The following is a 15,228-nucleotide window of genomic DNA, read 5'->3' as shown; positions in this document are numbered from 1 at the left end:
ACTTGCCCTTCAGCGATTCGGCCGTCGGCATCAGGCCCGAGCCCTTCTTCGCGACGAGGCGCGTCGGCGTGTTGAACAGCTTCGACGAGAACGCGATCTGTTCCTGGCGCGCCGGCGTCATCGACATCGACGACAGCACGCCGTCGAACTTGCGGGCCTTCAGCGCCGGGATCATCCCGTCGAAGTCGTTCTCGATCCACACGCACTTCGCGTTCAGGCGGCGGCAGATTTCGTTGCCGAGATCCACGTCGAAGCCGACCACCTTGCCGCTCGCGTCTTTCGACTCGAAAGGCGGGTAGCTCGCGTCGACGCCGAACCGCACGGTCGTCCAGTCTTTCGCGTATGCGCTGCCGGCCGATACGGCGAGCAGGGCAACGGTCACAGCCGCAAGAATCTTTTTCACTCGGTGACTCCTCGTTTTGTTCGATGGGTGCGCGGTTGTGCCGCGCCGTAAGCCTTCGGCCCGGCGCGGCTTCGCGTCGGACTGTCCGTTTCGCCTGCCCGATGCGGGCGCGCGACGTGCGCAAGATTATCAAGACAAAATACCGGCGCGGCGCCTAGGACATGCCCCGATACCGGATCGGGCGGCCGCGCGGCGACTTGTCGCGCGTGCCTGCCTTCCGGAACGCTTCAGCCGAGCGTTTCGTTGACCGCGCGCCGCAGACACGCGATGAACTGCGACACGGCGGGCGTCGGCAGCAGGTCGCGCCGCGCGATGATCGACAGGTCGAAGCGCGGCATCGCGTCGTCGAGCTCGGCCGTGCGGATGCCGAGCGGCGCGACCATCGCCGCGAGCGGGCGCGTGAAGCAGCCGATCACGTCCGAGCGCGCGACGAGCCCCAGCGTGACCGCGAACGACATCGGCGAGCGCAGCAGGCGCTTCGGCAGCGGCAGCCCGCGCGCGTCGAACATCGCCGTCATCACGCTGTGCGGAAACTGCTCGGCGCCGACGGTGACGATCCACTCGGCGTCGAGCAATTCCTCTAAACGGCGCGCGTGCGCGAGCGGATGGCCGTCGCGCATCGCGACGACGAACTCGGTCGACAGTAGCGGCGACTGCGTGAAATCGCGGTCGAGCGCCGGCACGTGGTGCATCGCGGCGATGTCGAGCGTGCCGTTGCGCAGCTGCGCGAGCGCGTCCGGCACCGTCACTTCCTCGAGATGCAGGCTCACGTTCGGCATCGCACGGCGAAACGCGGTGACCGCATGCGGCAGCGCAGTCAGCGCGATCGACGGCATCGTGCCGACCGCGACGCGCCCGGACATTTCGCCCTTCACCTGTTCGACCGCCTCGAGCGTGCGGCGCATGTCGCCGAGCAGCTGCTCCGCGCGCGGCAGCAGCGCGTGGCCGCAGGCGGTCAGCTCGACACCGCGCACGCTGCGCACGAGCAGCTCGGCGTTGAGCGCGGTTTCGAGCTCGCGGATCGTATGCGTGATGGCCGGCTGCGTGACGCCGAGTTCGCGCGCGGCGGCGCGCAGGCTCTTGTGATGCGCGGCGCAGACGAAGGCCTGCAGTTGCGCGACGTTCAGGTGATTTCGGATGCGCGTCATCGGTCGGGTTCGGGAGCGGGCGCGCCCGGTGGCGGCCGGTGCATGGGACCGGCTCGCCGCGGGCGGCGGTGCGAAGATCGATAGGGTAGCGCGCCGCGCGCGTCGCGTGCGGCCGTCGGCGCAGCAAAAAAGGCCCGGAAACCTGCGTTTCCGGGCCCGGAGTCCCTCGACGATGAGGGTGGAGGAGACGTCGTTATCGGGATGCCCGCCCGCTGCTGCGGCACGCGCGGGTCGTGGTCAGATCGCCCAGCCGCCGAGATAGAACGTGACGAGCACGGCCGCGATGATCACGGTGCCCGCATTCAGCTTGCGGAATTCGCCGCTCGCGACGCGGCCGATCACGAGCGTCGAGAAGCCGAGCATGATGCCCGTCACGATATTCGCGGTCAGCACGATGAACACCGCGCAGACGAGCCCCGACATCGCGTCGACCATGTCGTCCATATGCAGCTTCGCGACGCTGCCGAGCATCAGCAGCCCGACGTACATCAATGCGGGCGCGGTTGCGTACGACGGCACGAGCGCGGCGAGCGGCGAGAAGAACATCACGACGAGGAACAGCAGGCCGACCACCGCGGCCGCGAGACCGGTCTTCGCGCCGGCGGCCACGCCGACGCTCGATTCGATATAGGCCGCCGCCGGTGCGCCGCCGAGGAAGCCGGAGAAGATCGAGCTGACCGAATCGGCGGTCAGTGCGCGGCCGCCGTTGACGATGCGGCCGTTTTCGTCGAGCTGGCCGGCCTGGCCGGCAACCGCGCGGATCGTGCCGGTCGCGTCGAACACGGCCGTCATCACGAGTGCGAGCACGCTCGGCAGCACGGCCATCGACAGCGCGCCGCGAAGGTCCATCGCGCCGATCAGCGACGCATGGCCCGGCGTGCTCAGCGACGGCAGCGCGAAGACGCCGCGGTACTTCACCGCCGGATCGAACGCGAGGCCGAACAGCGAGATCGCGATCACGACGAGCAGGATGCCGCCCGGCACGCGGCGCTTCTCGAGGCCGAAGATCGCCGCCAGGCCGATCACCGACATGATGACCGGGAACGCGGTGATCTGACCGAGCGACACCGGCAGGCCGGCGCCCGGGTTCTTGATCACGAGGCCGACGTCGTTCGACGCGATCAGCAGCAGGAACAGGCCGATGCCGATGCCGGTGCCGTGCGCGACGCCCGCGGGCAGATTGCGCAGGATCCACGAGCGCACGCCGGTGATCGAGATGCCGGTGAACACGAGACCCATCAGAAACACCGCGCCGAGCGCGACGGTCGGATGCAGCCCCTTGCCGAGCACGAGGCCGAACGCGGTAAATGCCGTCAGCGAGATCGCGCAGCCGATCGCGATCGGCAGCTTCGCCCACAGGCCCATCAGCAGCGAGCCGAACGCGGTCGTCAGGCAGACCGCGACGAACACGGCGCTCGTGTCGAAGCCGGCCTTGCCGAACATGCCGGGCACGACGAATACCGAATAAACCATCGCGAGGAACGTCGTCACGCCCGCGACGATCTCGCGGCGCTGCGTGCTGCCGCGCGTCGATATGCCGAAATACCGGTCGATGACGCCCGGCGTGCCGAAGTCGTTTTCTTCCGTGCCGACGCCGACCGTCGGCTGCACCGGGGTATCACTCATGAGCTTGCTCCTTTATCAGCGTGCTGAAACGGCGCGTTGCGCGCCGTCGTCAGGGTGTCTCGTATCTGGTTGGAATGTCGGCATCGTCGTGGGGACGATTCGCATCGCGGCGGTCGCCCGGGTCGCGTCGGACCACGCATGCGGGGCGGCCGCGTCACCTGCGCTTTGCCGTAGCGAAGAGTAGGCGAACGCCTGTCCGCGTCCCATTGGGCGACGAGCATGCAGCGCATGTCGCAGCGCTTATATCGGCGTGCGGCGGGGCATCGTCGCGAGAAAACGCGTGTATACGCCTAGATCGGATTCGTTAAGGCGACTATTTGGGCGCGCGGATGGCGGGGTCGGTTGCGGGGGCGGCGGAAGGGAGGAGGGGAGATTGAGCGGCTTTCGGTTGGGGGCCGGTGCGTCGGTGGGTAGGCGCGTTGGCGCGTCGGCGCGTCGGCCGGCGACGTTTCGCGCATCGGCGCGCGCGATGCGTGCATGGTCGCGCACGCATCGCACAGCGGTTCGCGTCGGGCGGCGCCGGCCGGCGTCGGCGCGCGATCGACGATCCGGCGCTCGGCCGTCAGCGCGTCCCAAGGTTCGGCGGGAATCGGCGCGAGCGCCGCATACATGGCGTTCATGCAGCGCGCATGGCGTTTGTGTCGGCGTCCTCGCGTTCCCTACGCGGCCGCTTGCGCGAGCGTCGGATAGTCGGTCAGCCCTTGCGCGCCGCCGCCGAACAGCGTGTTGCGGTCGTGCAGCGCGAGCGGCGCGCCGGTGCGCAGGCGCTCGGGCAGGTCCGGATTCGCGACGAACGGCCGGCCGAACGCGATCAGGTCCGCCCAGCCGGCCGCGATCGCTTCACGCGCGCGCTCGGCCGTGTATTTGCCGGCGTAGATCAATACGCCCGGGAACGCGGCGCGCAGCTGCTGCTTGAACTCGACCGGCATCAGCGGCGCGTCGTCCCAGTCGGCTTCCGCGATGTGCAGATAGCCGATCCCGAGTTCGCCGAGCAGCTTCGCGGCCGCGAGATAGGTCGTTTCCGGATCGTCGTCGACGCAGCCGTTCAGCGTCGTCAGCGGTGCGAGACGCACGCCGACGCGCGATGCGTCGCCGGTGCCGTCGATCAGCGCCTGCGTGACTTCGCGCAGGAAGCGCAGCCGGTTCTCGAGCGAGCCGCCGTACGCGTCGGTGCGCGTGTTCGCGTTCGAATCGATGAACTGGTTCACCAGATAGCCGTTCGCGCCGTGCAGCTCGACGCCGTCGAAGCCGGCCTCGATCGCGTTGCGCGCGGCGGCACGATACTGCTCGACGATGTCGCGGATCTCGTCGACGGTCAGCGCGCGCGGCTCGGACGCCTGCACGAAGCCGGGCGTGCTGCCGTCTTCGCCGGCGATGAAGACGTTCACGCCCTTCGCCTGCAGCGGCGACGACGACACGGGCTGCCGGCCGCCGAGCAGGCTCGTGTGGCTCAGCCGCCCGACGTGCCACAGCTGCGCGAAGATGCGGCCCTGCGCGGCATGCACGGCGTCCGTCACCTTGCGCCAGCCGGCGACCTGCGCGGGCGTGTGAATGCCGGGCGTCCATGCGTAGCCCTTGCCGAGCGGCGCGATGTAGGTGCCTTCGCTGACGATCAGCCCGGCGCTCGCGCGCTGCGCGTAGTACGCGGCCATCAGTTCGTTCGCGACGTCGCCGGGCTGGCTCGCGCGCGAGCGCGTCATCGGCGGCATCACGATGCGGTTCGGCAGCGTCAGCGCGCCGAGGCGAAGCGGTTGGAAAAGCGGGTCCTGGGTCATGAGGGTGTCCTGTCGGTTGCCGCGGCGCACGGCCGCGGACGGTTCGATTCGATAACGGGCGGGACGCTCAGTCCCACTTCGGCGCGAGGCCGGCCGGGTCCACTTCGCGGCCGTTGCGCTCGAGCGCGGCGATCTGCGCCATATCGTCGTCGGTCAGACGCAGCGTCTGCGCGAGCAGGTTGCTCGCGAGGTTTTCGCGCTTCGTCGACGACGGAATCACCGAGTAGCCGAGCTGAATCGCCCATGCGAGCGCGACCTGTGCGGGCGTTGCATCGTGGCGCTTGGCGATCGCGCCGATCACCGGGTCGCCGAGCACCTTGCCGTACGCGAGCGTCATGTACGACGTCACGTGGATGCCTTCGGCGTTCAGGAATTCGACGAGCTTGCGGTTCTGCAGATACGGACTCAGTTCGATCTGGTTCGTCGTGATCGCGTCCTTGCCGACCGCCGCGATCGCTTCCTTCGTCAGCGCGATGTTGAAGTTCGAGATGCCGATCCTGCGCGTGAGGCCCTTCGCCTGCGCGTCGGCGAGCGCCGTCATGAACGTCGCGAGCGGTACGCCGTTGTCGGGCGCCGGCCAGTGGATCAGCGTCAGGTCGACGTAGTCGGTGCGCAGTTTGCGCAGGCTTTCCTCGAGGCTCGGCGCGAGCTTGTCCGGCGCATAGTTGTCGACCCAGATCTTCGTCGTCAGGAACAACTCGTCGCGGCGCACGCCGGATGCGGCGATCGCTTCGCCGACTTCGGCTTCGTTGCCGTAGATCTGCGCGGTGTCGATCGCGCGGTAGCCGAGTTCGAGGGCGTTGCGGACCGAGTCGATGACGACCTGGCCCTTCAGGCGGTACGTGCCGAGGCCGAATGCGGGAATGGGGTTCATCATGGGCTCCTGGATGGATGGAACGGTGTCGCTACGGGAATCATTGTGGTCCGTCGGACTCGTGAGATAAACGCCGTTAGCGGACAAAAATATTTGATTCGGAATCAAGGATCGGGCGCGGCTTCGCGGGCGAAGGCAGGCCGACGCCGAGATCGGCACCGATCGTCGCGATCAGCCCGGCGATCACGAATTCGGTCGTACCGGTGGCAAAGGCGCTGATGGTCAGCGCGAGCAATGCGAGTGGCATGATGGGATCCGGTTTCCAGTGAGGACGGATCGCAGTGTGGCGGCTTTACTTTTGCGGAAAAACTCGTCTATAAACCAAATTGTTTTGATTTCAGATCAACAATGAAGATCACGCTCGACGAACTCCAGGCCTTTGCGGCCGTGGTCGACACCGGTTCGATCACGGCCGCCGCGCAGCAGCTCGATCTGACGGTGTCGGCCGCGAGCCGCACGCTCGCGCGGCTCGAGGAGAAGCTGAAGACGACGCTGCTGCGCCGGACGACGCGCCGGCTCGAACTGACCGAAGAAGGGCGCGCGTTCCTGCAGGATGCGCGCGCGATCATCGAATCGGTCGAAAACGCGGAGGAGCAGATGCTCGCGCGGCGCGAGATGCCGTCGGGGCGGCTGCGCGTCGACGCGGCGACGCCGTTCATGCTGCACGTGATCGTGCCGCTCGTGCGCGGCTACCGCGAACGCTTTCCGAAGGTCGAACTGGAGCTGAACAGCAACGAGGGGATCATCGATCTGCTCGAACGGCGTACCGACGTCGCGTTCCGGATCGGCAGGCTGAAGGATTCGACGCTGCACAGCCGGCGCATCGGCAGCAGCCGGCTGCGCATGCTCGCGAGCCCGGCGTACGTCGACGCGCACGGGCTGCCGCGCAAGGTCGAGGATCTCGGCCGGCACACGCTGCTCGGCTTCACGCAGCCGGAGTCGCTGAACGTCTGGCCGATCCTCGGCGCGGACGGCGAGCCGCAGCGCATCGAGCCCGCGATCTGGTCGTCGAGCGGCGAGACGCTGCGGCAGCTCGCGCTGGACGGCGCGGGCATCGTATGCCTGTCGGATTTCATGACCGCGCACGATCGCGACGCGGGCCGCCTCGTGCAGGTGCTCGCGCGGCAGACGCTCGACGTGCAGCAGCCGATCAACGCGGTGTACTACCGCAACACGGCGATTTCGTCGCGGATCGCGTCGTTCGTCGACTATCTGGTCGACGCGCTCGGCGGCGGCGCAGCGGCGGCCGGCAGCGCGCCGTCGCGGCGCAAGGCCGCATGGTTGAGTCCGTCGTAGCGGCCGCGCCGGTCGCGACGCGCGTCGCGCGCCGGCTCGGCCGCGCGCCGCGTCACGCTTCTTCCGACCACGACATGTTGTCGCGCGCGAGCAGCGCCGACGACGCGGCAGGCCCGAACGTGCCGGCCGTATAGAGCCGCGGCCGGTCGCCGAGCTGTTGCCAGCCGTCGAGAATCGGCTCGACCCAGGTCCACGCGGCTTCGAGCTCGTCGCGGCGCATGAAGTGCGTGAGGCGTCCGCGGATCACGTCGATCAGCAGCCGCTCGTACGCTTCCGCGCGACGCTCGGGGATCGCCTGCTGCAGATCGAGGTTCAGGCTCACCGGCACCATGTTCATGCCGCTGCCCGGCTCCTTCGCGAGCATTTGCAGCTGGATCGACTCCTCCGGCTGCAGCTGGATCACGAGGCGGTTGCCGTAGTGGCGCGGGCCGCTCGGGATGATCGAAAACGGCATGTCCGCGAACTCGATCACGATTTCCGACTGACGCCGCTGCAGCCGCTTGCCGGTGCGCAGGAAGAACGGCACGTTCGCCCAGCGCCAGTTGTTGATATAGGCGCGCAGCGCGACGAAGGTTTCCGCGCGGCTGTCCGGCGGCACGTTCTCTTCCTCGAGGTAGCCCTTGACCGGCTGGCCGTCGACGGCGCCGGCCGTGTACTGGCCGCGCACCGTGTCGCGCGCGACGTCCGACAGCGACATCGGCCGCAGCGAGCGCAGCACCTTCAGCTTCTCGTCGCGCACCGCGTCGGGGTCGAGCGACACGGGCGGCTCCATCGCGACGATGCAGAGCAGCTGCAGCAGGTGGTTCTGCACCATGTCGCGCAGCGCGCCCGTATGGTCGTAGAAGCCCGCGCGGCTGCCGACGCCGACCGTCTCCGCGACCGTGATCTGCACGCTGCGGATGCTCGGCGCCTGCCACAGCGGCCCGAAGATCGGATTGCCGAAGCGCAGCACCATCAGGTTCTGCACCGTTTCCTTGCCCAGATAGTGGTCGATCCGGTAGATCTGCGATTCCTCGAAATGCTTGCCGACCGAATCGTTGATCGCCTTCGCCGACGCGAGATCGTGACCGAGCGGCTTTTCGAGCACGACGCGCGAGTGCGCATCGACGAGATGCGCGGCCGACAGGTTGTCGCAGATCGTCGTGAACAGCTCCGGCGACGTCGACAGATAGAACACGCGGATCGCGCCGTCGCGCGACGCGGCCGCGAGCCGCGCGTAGTCGTCGGGCGCGTTCACGTCGATCAGCACGTACTGGAACAGGTCGAGGAAGCGGCGCCACGCGTCGGCGTCGAACGCTTTCTCGTCGATGAACGGGCGCGACTGCTCGTCCATGAACTTGCGGTAGCCGTCGATGCCCCAGTCGCGGCGGCCGACCGCGATGATGCGCGTGTCGGGCGGAAGGTTGCGGTGCAGGTGCGCCATGTACAGCGCGGGCAGCAGCTTGCGGGCGGCCAGGTCGCCGCCGCCGCCGAAGATGATCATGTCGACGGGCCGGTCGGCTGCGGTCTGAGTAGGCTGATTCGTCATGGGTGGTTCGCGATCTGAAACGGGGAACGTGAAACGGACGTCGAAACGGCCGGGCGCCGAAGCGTCCGGCGTCGGTGCGGCGAAGTGCTAATAGTGCACGCTTTTGACCGATCGCGTCTGTGTTCGCGTGTCTTCGCGTTCCGCGTGCGCCGGCGACCCTGCCGGCGGCGATCCGGCACCGGTTTGCGCGCCGCGTGCGCCGGGATGGTGCATCAGGCGGCGCGCGTCGTGCGGCCGTGTGTGCGCGCGCGAGCGCCGCGCCGGCCGCGTTTGTCGCCCCTAACGTGCGCTCAGCGCGCGAGCGCGTAGAACTCGGCGTTCGGCCGCATGTTGGTCACGTTGGCGATGCGGTTCGACATGCCGAAAAACGCCGAGATCGCCGCGATGTCCCACGCGTCCTCTTCGGTGAAGCCGTGCGACTTCAGCGTGTCGAAGTCGGCTTCGCCGACCTGCTGCGCAGCCTGCGACACCTTCATCGCGAAGTCGAGCATCGCCTTCTGCCGCGGCGTGATGTCGGCCTTCCGGTAGTTCGTCGCGATCTGGTCGGCGATCAGCGGGTCTTTCGCGCGCACGCGCAGAATCGCGCCGTGCGCGATCACGCAGTACTGACACTGGTTCGCGCTGCTCGTCGCGACGACGATCATTTCGCGTTCCGCCTTGGTCAGATTGCCGGGCTTGTCCATCAGCGCGTCGTGATACGCGAAGAACGCGCGGAACTCCTCCGGGCGATGCGCGAGCGTCAGGAACACGTTCGGGATGAAGCCCGACTTCTCCTGCACGGCGGCGATCCGCGCGCGAATGTCGTCGGGCAGATCGTCCAGCGCCGGCACGGGAAAGCGGCTGACGGGGGCGGGGGTGGCGGTGCTCATGGGTTCTCTCCTCGTCGGAATGGTGCAGGCCAGGTCGCGCGCGGCGCGGCCCAGCGTCGCCGCGGCCGCAAAGCGCGATGGGCGGCGCAGATGCAAGGCGCGATCAGGCGTTGACGTCGACGACGACGCGGCCGCGCACCTTGCCGCGGATCAGCTCGTCGGCGAGCGGGATCGCGTCGGCGAGGCCGACTTCGCGGCCGATGTCGCCGAGCTTCGCGACGTCGAGGTCGGTCGCGAGGCGGCGCCATGCGGTCAGACGCTCGTCGCGCGGACACATCACGCTGTCGATGCCGACCAGCGTGACGCCGCGCAGAATGAACGGCGCGACCGTCGCCGGGAAGTCGATACCGGCCGCGAGCCCGCATGCGGTCACGACGCCGCGGTAGCGCGTCGTCGCGCAGACGTTCGCGAGCACGTGGCTGCCGGCCACGTCGACCGCGCCGGCCCAGCGTTCCTTGCCGAGCGGCTTGCCGGGCGCGCCGAACTGCGCGCGATCGAGGATCTCGGCCGCGCCGAGCGCGCGCAGATAGTCGCCGTCTTCCGGGCGCCCGGTGACCGCGACGACGCGATAGCCGAGCCGCGCGAGAATCGCGGTCGCGACGCTGCCGACGCCGCCCGCCGCGCCCGTCACGACGATGTCGCCGTCGCCGGCGCGCACGCCGTGCCGTTCGAGCGCCATCACGCAGAGCATTGCGGTGTAGCCGGCCGTGCCGATCGCCATCGCCTGCTGCGGCGAGAACGCGTCGGGCAGCGGCACGAGCCAGTCGCCGTCGACGCGCGCCTTCTGCGCGAGGCCGCCCCAGTGCGTTTCGCCGACGCCCCAGCCGTTGAGCACGACGCGGTCGCCGAGGCGATAGTCGGGATGCGCGCTGTCTTCGACTTCGCCGACCAGATCGATGCCGGGCACCATCGGAAACCGGCGCACGACCGGGCTCTTGCCCGTGATCGCGAGCGCGTCCTTGTAGTTCAGCGTCGAATACGCGACGCGCACCGTCACGTTGCCGTCGGGCAATTGCGCGTCGTCGAGCGTTTGCACGCGCGTGCGCTGGCCGGTTTCGTCCTTGTCGATCAGGATGCCGTGGAACACGTGTTCTCCTTTCTGGCGCGGTCGCCCAGTCAATGAAAAGATTCAGCGACGCAGCGCGTCGAAGAAATGCTGCGCGAACAGCACGAGCGGCGCGTCGCGGCGTTCGAGCTTCGCGCGCAGCACCGCGCCTTCCCAGCCGATCCAGAAAAACGCGGCGAGCTCGGCCGGCGCGGCCGCGTGCGACAGTTCGCCGGCCTGTTGCGCGGCGCGCAGGCAGTCGGCGAGGCGGCGCTGCCAGTCTTCGAACGTCGCCTGCAGCCGCGCGCGGAAGGTTTCCGGCAGCGCGCCCATTTCCTGACCGAGATTGCCGATCAGGCAGCCGCGCCGATAGTCGTAGCGCGCCATCCCGTCGCGCGCATCGTCGACGAACGCGCGCAGGCGCTGCAGCGGCGCGCGTTCGGCGTCGCCGAAGTGGCGGTCGAGCTTGCGTGCGAAGAATTCCGCATAGCGGTCGATCAGCGCGAGGCCGAACGCTTCCTTGCTGTCGAAGTAGTGATAGAACGAACCCTTCGGCACGCCGGCCCGGCCGAGGATTTCGTCGAGCCCGGTCGACGAAAAACCCTTTTCGGTCAGGATCTCGAGCCCCGTGCGCAGCAGCATGTCGCGCGTCGCGACGAGGTCGTCGTGCTGCTTCGGCGGCCTGCCGCGACGGCGTGGCAGTTCGGTGCATGTGTCCATGCGCCGAATAATAGACCGTTCGTCTCAAAAATAAAACGGCGCGCGGCGTCGATCCGTATTGGCGTTAACCCGCGATTAAAAAATCTTATCTCGGTGAAAAATTCCGCATCTTATTGAACCGATATCGGCTCGATATAGTGGCTCGCTTTCCGCATGCGCCGAGCGCATGCCGCCGACCTTCCGCAGGAGCCCGTTGATGACCGACACCCGCTTCACCGAAATCGAGGATCTGCTGCCCGCCGCCGGCGCGCTGCGCGAGATCCGCCATCACATCCACAGTCACCCCGAACTCGCGTACGAGGAGCACGACACGGCCGCGCTCGTCGCGGACAAGCTCGAGCAGTGGGGCTGGCAGGTCACGCGCGGCGTCGGCAAGACCGGCGTGGTCGGCACGCTGCGCGTCGGCGACGGCGCGCGCAGCATCGGCATCCGCGCCGACATGGACGCGTTGCCGATCGTCGAGGCGACCGGCCTGCCGTATGCGAGCGCGACGCACGGCAAGATGCATGCATGCGGTCACGACGGCCACACGACGATGCTGCTCGGCGCCGCGCAGCATCTCGCGAAGACGCGCCGTTTCTCCGGCACCGTGCATCTGTATTTCCAGCCCGCGGAAGAGCATGGCGTCGACAGCGGCGCGAAGAAGATGATCGACGACGGCCTGTTCGAACGCTTCCCGTGCGACGCCGTGTTCGGCATGCACAACCATCCGGGCGCGGCGCCGGGCGTGTTTCTCACGCGGCGCGGGCCGTTCATGTCGGCCGGCGACAAGGCCGTCATTACGATCGAAGGCGTCGGCGGCCATGCGGCGCGTCCGCATCTGACGGTCGACCCGGTCGTCGTCGCGGCGAGCATCGTGATGGCGCTGCAGACGATCGTCGCGCGCAACGTCGATCCCGGGCAGCCGGCGGTCGTGACGGTCGGATCGATGCACGCGGGCACCGCGAACAACGTGATTCCGAACGGCGCGCGCCTCGAGCTGAGCGTGCGCTCGTTCAGCCCCGACGTGCGCGCGCTGCTGAAGCGCCGCATCGTCGAACTCGCCGAAACGCAGGCCGCGAGCTACGGCGCGACGGCGCAGGTCGAGTACATCGAAGGCTATCCGGTCGTCGTCAATACGGATGCCGAAACGGATTTCGCGGCGCAGGTCGCGCGCGAACTCGTCGGCGACGCGCAGGTGGTCGAGCAGGCCGATCTGCTGATGGGCAGCGAGGATTTCGCGTTCATGCTGCAGCAGCGGCCCGGTTCGTTCGTGCGGCTCGGCAACGGCGAAGGCGAGGACGGCTGCATGGTCCACAACCCGAAGTACGACTTCAACGACCGCAATCTGCCGATCGGCGCCGCGTTCTGGGCGCGCCTCGTCGAGCGTTATCTCGCGCAGTGACCGCACACGCGGGCGGCCCGTGCGTCGGGCCGCGTTCCAAGGAGACGTGAACGATGCAGAAAGACCCTGTCGCGCTGCACCCGGCACACGCCGCGGCGATGGCCGTCGGCGCGCCGGCCGGCACGCGCCGCGGCGCGATCGCGGCGGCCGTGATCGGCAACTGGCTGGAATTCTTCGACTTCACCGTGTACGGCTTTTTCGCGGTGCTGATCGGCAAGCTGTTCTTTCCGTCGAGCGATGCGACGACGTCGCTGCTGCTGTCGGTCGCGACGTTCGCGGCCGGCTTCTTCACGCGGCCGCTCGGCAGCGTCGTGCTCGGCGTGTACGCCGACCGCAAGGGACGCAAGGCCGCGCTGAACCTGACGATCATGCTGATGGCGGTCGGCACCGGGCTGATCGCGGTCGCGCCCACCTATGCGCAAATCGGCGTGGCTGCACCGCTGCTCGTCGTCTGCGCGCGGCTGATGCAGGGCTTCTCGCAAGGCGGCGAATTCGGCGCGGCGACCTCGACGCTGCTCGAACAAGGCGGCGCGTCGCGCCGCGCGTTCCGCGCGAGCTGGCAGCTCGCGACGCAGGGCGGCGCCGCGCTGATGGGTTCGGGCTTCGCGGCGCTGCTGTCGAACACGATGACGAAGGCCGCGTTGGAAAGCTGGGGCTGGCGCCTGCCGTTTCTCGTCGGCGTGCTGATCGCGCCTGTCGGCATGTTTTTGCGCCGCCGGCTCGCGGACGATGCGCCCGCCGACCGCCATCACGCGATCGAACGCGGCGTGCTGCGCGAGCTGTTCTCGAAGCACGCGCGCACGGTGCTGCTGCTGATGCTGACGGTGATGGGCGGCACGGTGTCGACGTACATCCTGACGTTCTACATGCCGACCTACGCGATCCATACGCTCGGGCTGCCGATGAAGCTGTCGATGTTCGTCGGCGTTGCGTCGGGCTGCGTGATGCTCGTCACGTGTCCGCTGTTCGGCTGGCTGTCGGACCGCATCGGCAGCCGCCGCCTGCCGATCTTCGTCGGGCGCGGCGTGCTCGTCGCATCGCTGTTCCCGGCGTTCTGGCTGATGAACCATCATCCGTCGCTGTCGGTGATCCTGCCGCTGACCGCGCTGATGCTGCTGTTCTATTCGCTCGGCTCCGCGTCGGAAATGGCGCTGATGTGCGAATCGCTGCCGCGTCACGTGCGCGCGACCGGCATTTCGATCGCCTATGCGCTCGCGGTGACGCTGTTCGGCGGCACCGCGCAGCTGATCGCGACCTGGCTCGTGAAGGTGACGGGTAGCAAGCTTGCGCCCGCCGGCTACGTCGCCGCGTGCGTCGTGCTGTCGCTGATCGCGGTCGCGATGCTGCGCGAGACCGCGCACGAATCGATGGACTGACGCCGCACGCACGCGCGGCGCGCGCTCACCCGCGCCGCGCGACCAGCTCCGACACGGTCTGAGCGGCTTCCTGCAGCGGGCCGAGAAACTCCTTGACCATCTGCTTCGCGGTATGCCGCTGCGCATTGCCGCTGATGTTCATCGCGGCGATGATCTGCCCGCGCCGGTTGCGGATCGGCGCGGAGATCGACATCAGCCCCACTTCGAGTTCCTGATCGACGACGGCCCAGCCTTGCTGACGCACTTGCGCGATCGTCGCCTTCAGTTCCGCCGGATCGGTGATCGTGCGCGGCGTGTGCGCGCGGATTCCGCTCTGCGCGAGCGTCTCGTCGAGCGCCGCGTCGTCGAGTGCGGACAGCAGCACGCGGCCCATCGACGTGCAGTACGCGGGCAGCCGGCTGCCGATCGACAGATTGATCGTCATGATCTTGTGCGTCGGCACGCGCAGCACGTAGACGATCTCGGTGCGATCGAGCACGGCGGCCGAACAGCTTTCGTGGATGCGCGCGGACAACTGTTCCATCACGGGCTCCGCGAGATTCCAGAACGGCATCGACGTCAGATAGGCGAAGCCGAGTTCGAGAATCTTCGGCGTGAGCCGGAACAGCCGGCCGTCGGCCTCGACGTAGCCGAGCGTCTGCAGCGTGAGCAGGATGCGGCGCGCGCCCGCGCGCGTGAGGCCGGTGGCCGACGCGACTTCGGTCAGCGTCTGCTCGGGACGCTGCGCATCGAACGCGCGGATCACCGCGAGGCCGCGCGCAAACGACTGGACGTAGGAATCGCCGGGTTTCTGAATGTCTTCGGTGGTCATGAGCAGTCGGAATAGGTGCAGCCGAGAAGATAGCGTACCGGGCGCGACGCGCCAACCGCACGGCCGACCGCGCGCTTGACAGGTCGTCCCCGCACTCCCTATGATGTGCTGAACGTTCGATACACGATCTTATGTTCGTATATAGAACATTTAAGCGCATCCCGGCGGGCAATGCAAGGGGCGCGCCCTGTTCATTTCCCAGCCTTGATGAAGCCGGCGTTCGCGCAGCGCGCTGCCCGGCCGACAGGAGACACTGATGACCGAAGCTTTTCTGTGTGATGCGATTCGTACGCCGATCGGCCGCTACGGCGGTGCGCTGAAAGACGTTCGCGCCGACGATCTGGGCGCGGTGCCGCTGAAGGCGCTCGTCGAA

Annotated in this window: 14 protein-coding genes and 2 pseudogenes; 4 read left to right on the top strand and 12 right to left on the bottom strand. The window is 68.1% G+C overall.

The features are described 5' to 3' along the window. The 7 genes and pseudogenes from HMPREF3115_RS32950 to HMPREF3115_RS27925 all read right to left on the bottom strand — a co-directional run. The coding region (locus HMPREF3115_RS32950) for a transporter substrate-binding domain-containing protein (protein ID WP_256276454.1) at positions 1-403 on the bottom strand (403 nt) is incomplete at its 3' end. Between the two features lie 227 nt (positions 404-630). Further along, positions 631-1,551 carry a LysR family transcriptional regulator gene (locus tag HMPREF3115_RS27945; protein ID WP_006397293.1) on the bottom strand — a complete coding sequence of 307 codons (921 nt, stop codon included), beginning with the start codon at positions 1,549-1,551 and terminating at the stop codon, positions 631-633. Between the two features lie 237 nt (positions 1,552-1,788). After that, the gene (locus HMPREF3115_RS27940) at positions 1,789-3,177 is read right to left on the bottom strand and encodes an NCS2 family permease (RefSeq protein WP_006406768.1); all 1,389 of its coding nucleotides are present in this window, start codon (positions 3,175-3,177) and stop codon (positions 1,789-1,791) included. 290 nt (positions 3,178-3,467) lie between these two features. Further along, positions 3,468-3,797 (bottom strand): hypothetical protein, encoded by a 330-nt coding sequence (locus HMPREF3115_RS30545; protein WP_227747526.1) that lies wholly within the window; start codon positions 3,795-3,797, stop codon positions 3,468-3,470. Between the two features lie 39 nt (positions 3,798-3,836). Beyond that, positions 3,837-4,952 (bottom strand): alkene reductase, encoded by a 1,116-nt coding sequence (locus tag HMPREF3115_RS27935; protein ID WP_070557003.1) that lies wholly within the window; start codon positions 4,950-4,952, stop codon positions 3,837-3,839. A 67-nt stretch (positions 4,953-5,019) separates the two neighbouring features. Continuing rightward, entirely contained in the window at positions 5,020-5,826 is an 807-nt protein-coding gene (dkgB, locus tag HMPREF3115_RS27930) for a 2,5-didehydrogluconate reductase DkgB (protein WP_070557013.1), read from the bottom strand. A 130-nt stretch (positions 5,827-5,956) separates the two neighbouring features. Beyond that, a pseudogene (locus HMPREF3115_RS27925) lies at positions 5,957-6,073 on the bottom strand (MFS transporter); the annotation flags it as partial. A 101-nt stretch (positions 6,074-6,174) separates the two neighbouring features. Here HMPREF3115_RS27925 and HMPREF3115_RS27920 point away from each other — a divergent pair. Further along, entirely contained in the window at positions 6,175-7,122 is a 948-nt protein-coding gene (locus HMPREF3115_RS27920) for a LysR family transcriptional regulator (protein ID WP_006408757.1), read from the top strand. A 52-nt stretch (positions 7,123-7,174) separates the two neighbouring features. Here the strand turns inward: HMPREF3115_RS27920 and zwf are convergent, their stop codons facing one another. The 4 genes from zwf to HMPREF3115_RS27900 form a co-directional block, all read right to left on the bottom strand. Further along, the gene (gene zwf / locus HMPREF3115_RS27915; protein WP_006397286.1) at positions 7,175-8,650 is read right to left on the bottom strand and encodes a glucose-6-phosphate dehydrogenase; all 1,476 of its coding nucleotides are present in this window, start codon (positions 8,648-8,650) and stop codon (positions 7,175-7,177) included. Between the two features lie 290 nt (positions 8,651-8,940). Next, positions 8,941-9,519 (bottom strand): peroxidase-related enzyme, encoded by a 579-nt coding sequence (locus HMPREF3115_RS27910; protein ID WP_053298162.1) that lies wholly within the window; start codon positions 9,517-9,519, stop codon positions 8,941-8,943. A gap of 103 nt (positions 9,520-9,622) precedes the next feature. Beyond that, a complete protein-coding gene (locus tag HMPREF3115_RS27905; RefSeq protein WP_070557001.1) occupies positions 9,623-10,606 on the bottom strand; it encodes an acrylyl-CoA reductase (NADPH) in 984 nt (327 codons plus the stop codon). 42 nt (positions 10,607-10,648) lie between these two features. Continuing rightward, on the bottom strand, positions 10,649-11,284 hold the full coding sequence (locus tag HMPREF3115_RS27900; protein ID WP_070556999.1) for an acrylate utilization transcriptional regulator AcuR: 636 nt from the start codon (positions 11,282-11,284) through the stop codon (positions 10,649-10,651). Positions 11,285-11,480: 196 nt separating this feature from the next. Here HMPREF3115_RS27900 and HMPREF3115_RS27895 point away from each other — a divergent pair, with 196 nt between their 5' ends. Both HMPREF3115_RS27895 and HMPREF3115_RS27890 read left to right on the top strand, forming a co-directional pair. Then, positions 11,481-12,668 carry a M20 aminoacylase family protein gene (locus tag HMPREF3115_RS27895; protein WP_070556997.1) on the top strand — a complete coding sequence of 396 codons (1,188 nt, stop codon included), beginning with the start codon at positions 11,481-11,483 and terminating at the stop codon, positions 12,666-12,668. A gap of 53 nt (positions 12,669-12,721) precedes the next feature. Continuing rightward, complete coding sequence (locus HMPREF3115_RS27890) at positions 12,722-14,044, top strand: MFS transporter (protein ID WP_070556995.1); 1,323 nt, start codon at positions 12,722-12,724, stop codon at positions 14,042-14,044. A 25-nt stretch (positions 14,045-14,069) separates the two neighbouring features. Here HMPREF3115_RS27890 and HMPREF3115_RS27885 read toward each other — a convergent pair whose 3' ends face one another. Beyond that, positions 14,070-14,855 carry an IclR family transcriptional regulator gene (locus HMPREF3115_RS27885; protein ID WP_006397278.1) on the bottom strand — a complete coding sequence of 262 codons (786 nt, stop codon included), beginning with the start codon at positions 14,853-14,855 and terminating at the stop codon, positions 14,070-14,072. A gap of 256 nt (positions 14,856-15,111) precedes the next feature. Here HMPREF3115_RS27885 and HMPREF3115_RS32945 point away from each other — a divergent pair. Further along, positions 15,112-15,228: pseudogene (locus tag HMPREF3115_RS32945) on the top strand (acetyl-CoA C-acetyltransferase); the annotation flags it as partial.

Origin of the sequence: Burkholderia sp. HMSC10F09, assembly GCF_001806955.1 — a bacterium.
Taxonomy (GTDB): Bacteria; Pseudomonadota; Gammaproteobacteria; order Burkholderiales; family Burkholderiaceae; genus Burkholderia; species Burkholderia multivorans.
Note: the sequence above shows the minus strand (reverse complement) of the source record. Positions and strands in the feature narration are given on the sequence as shown.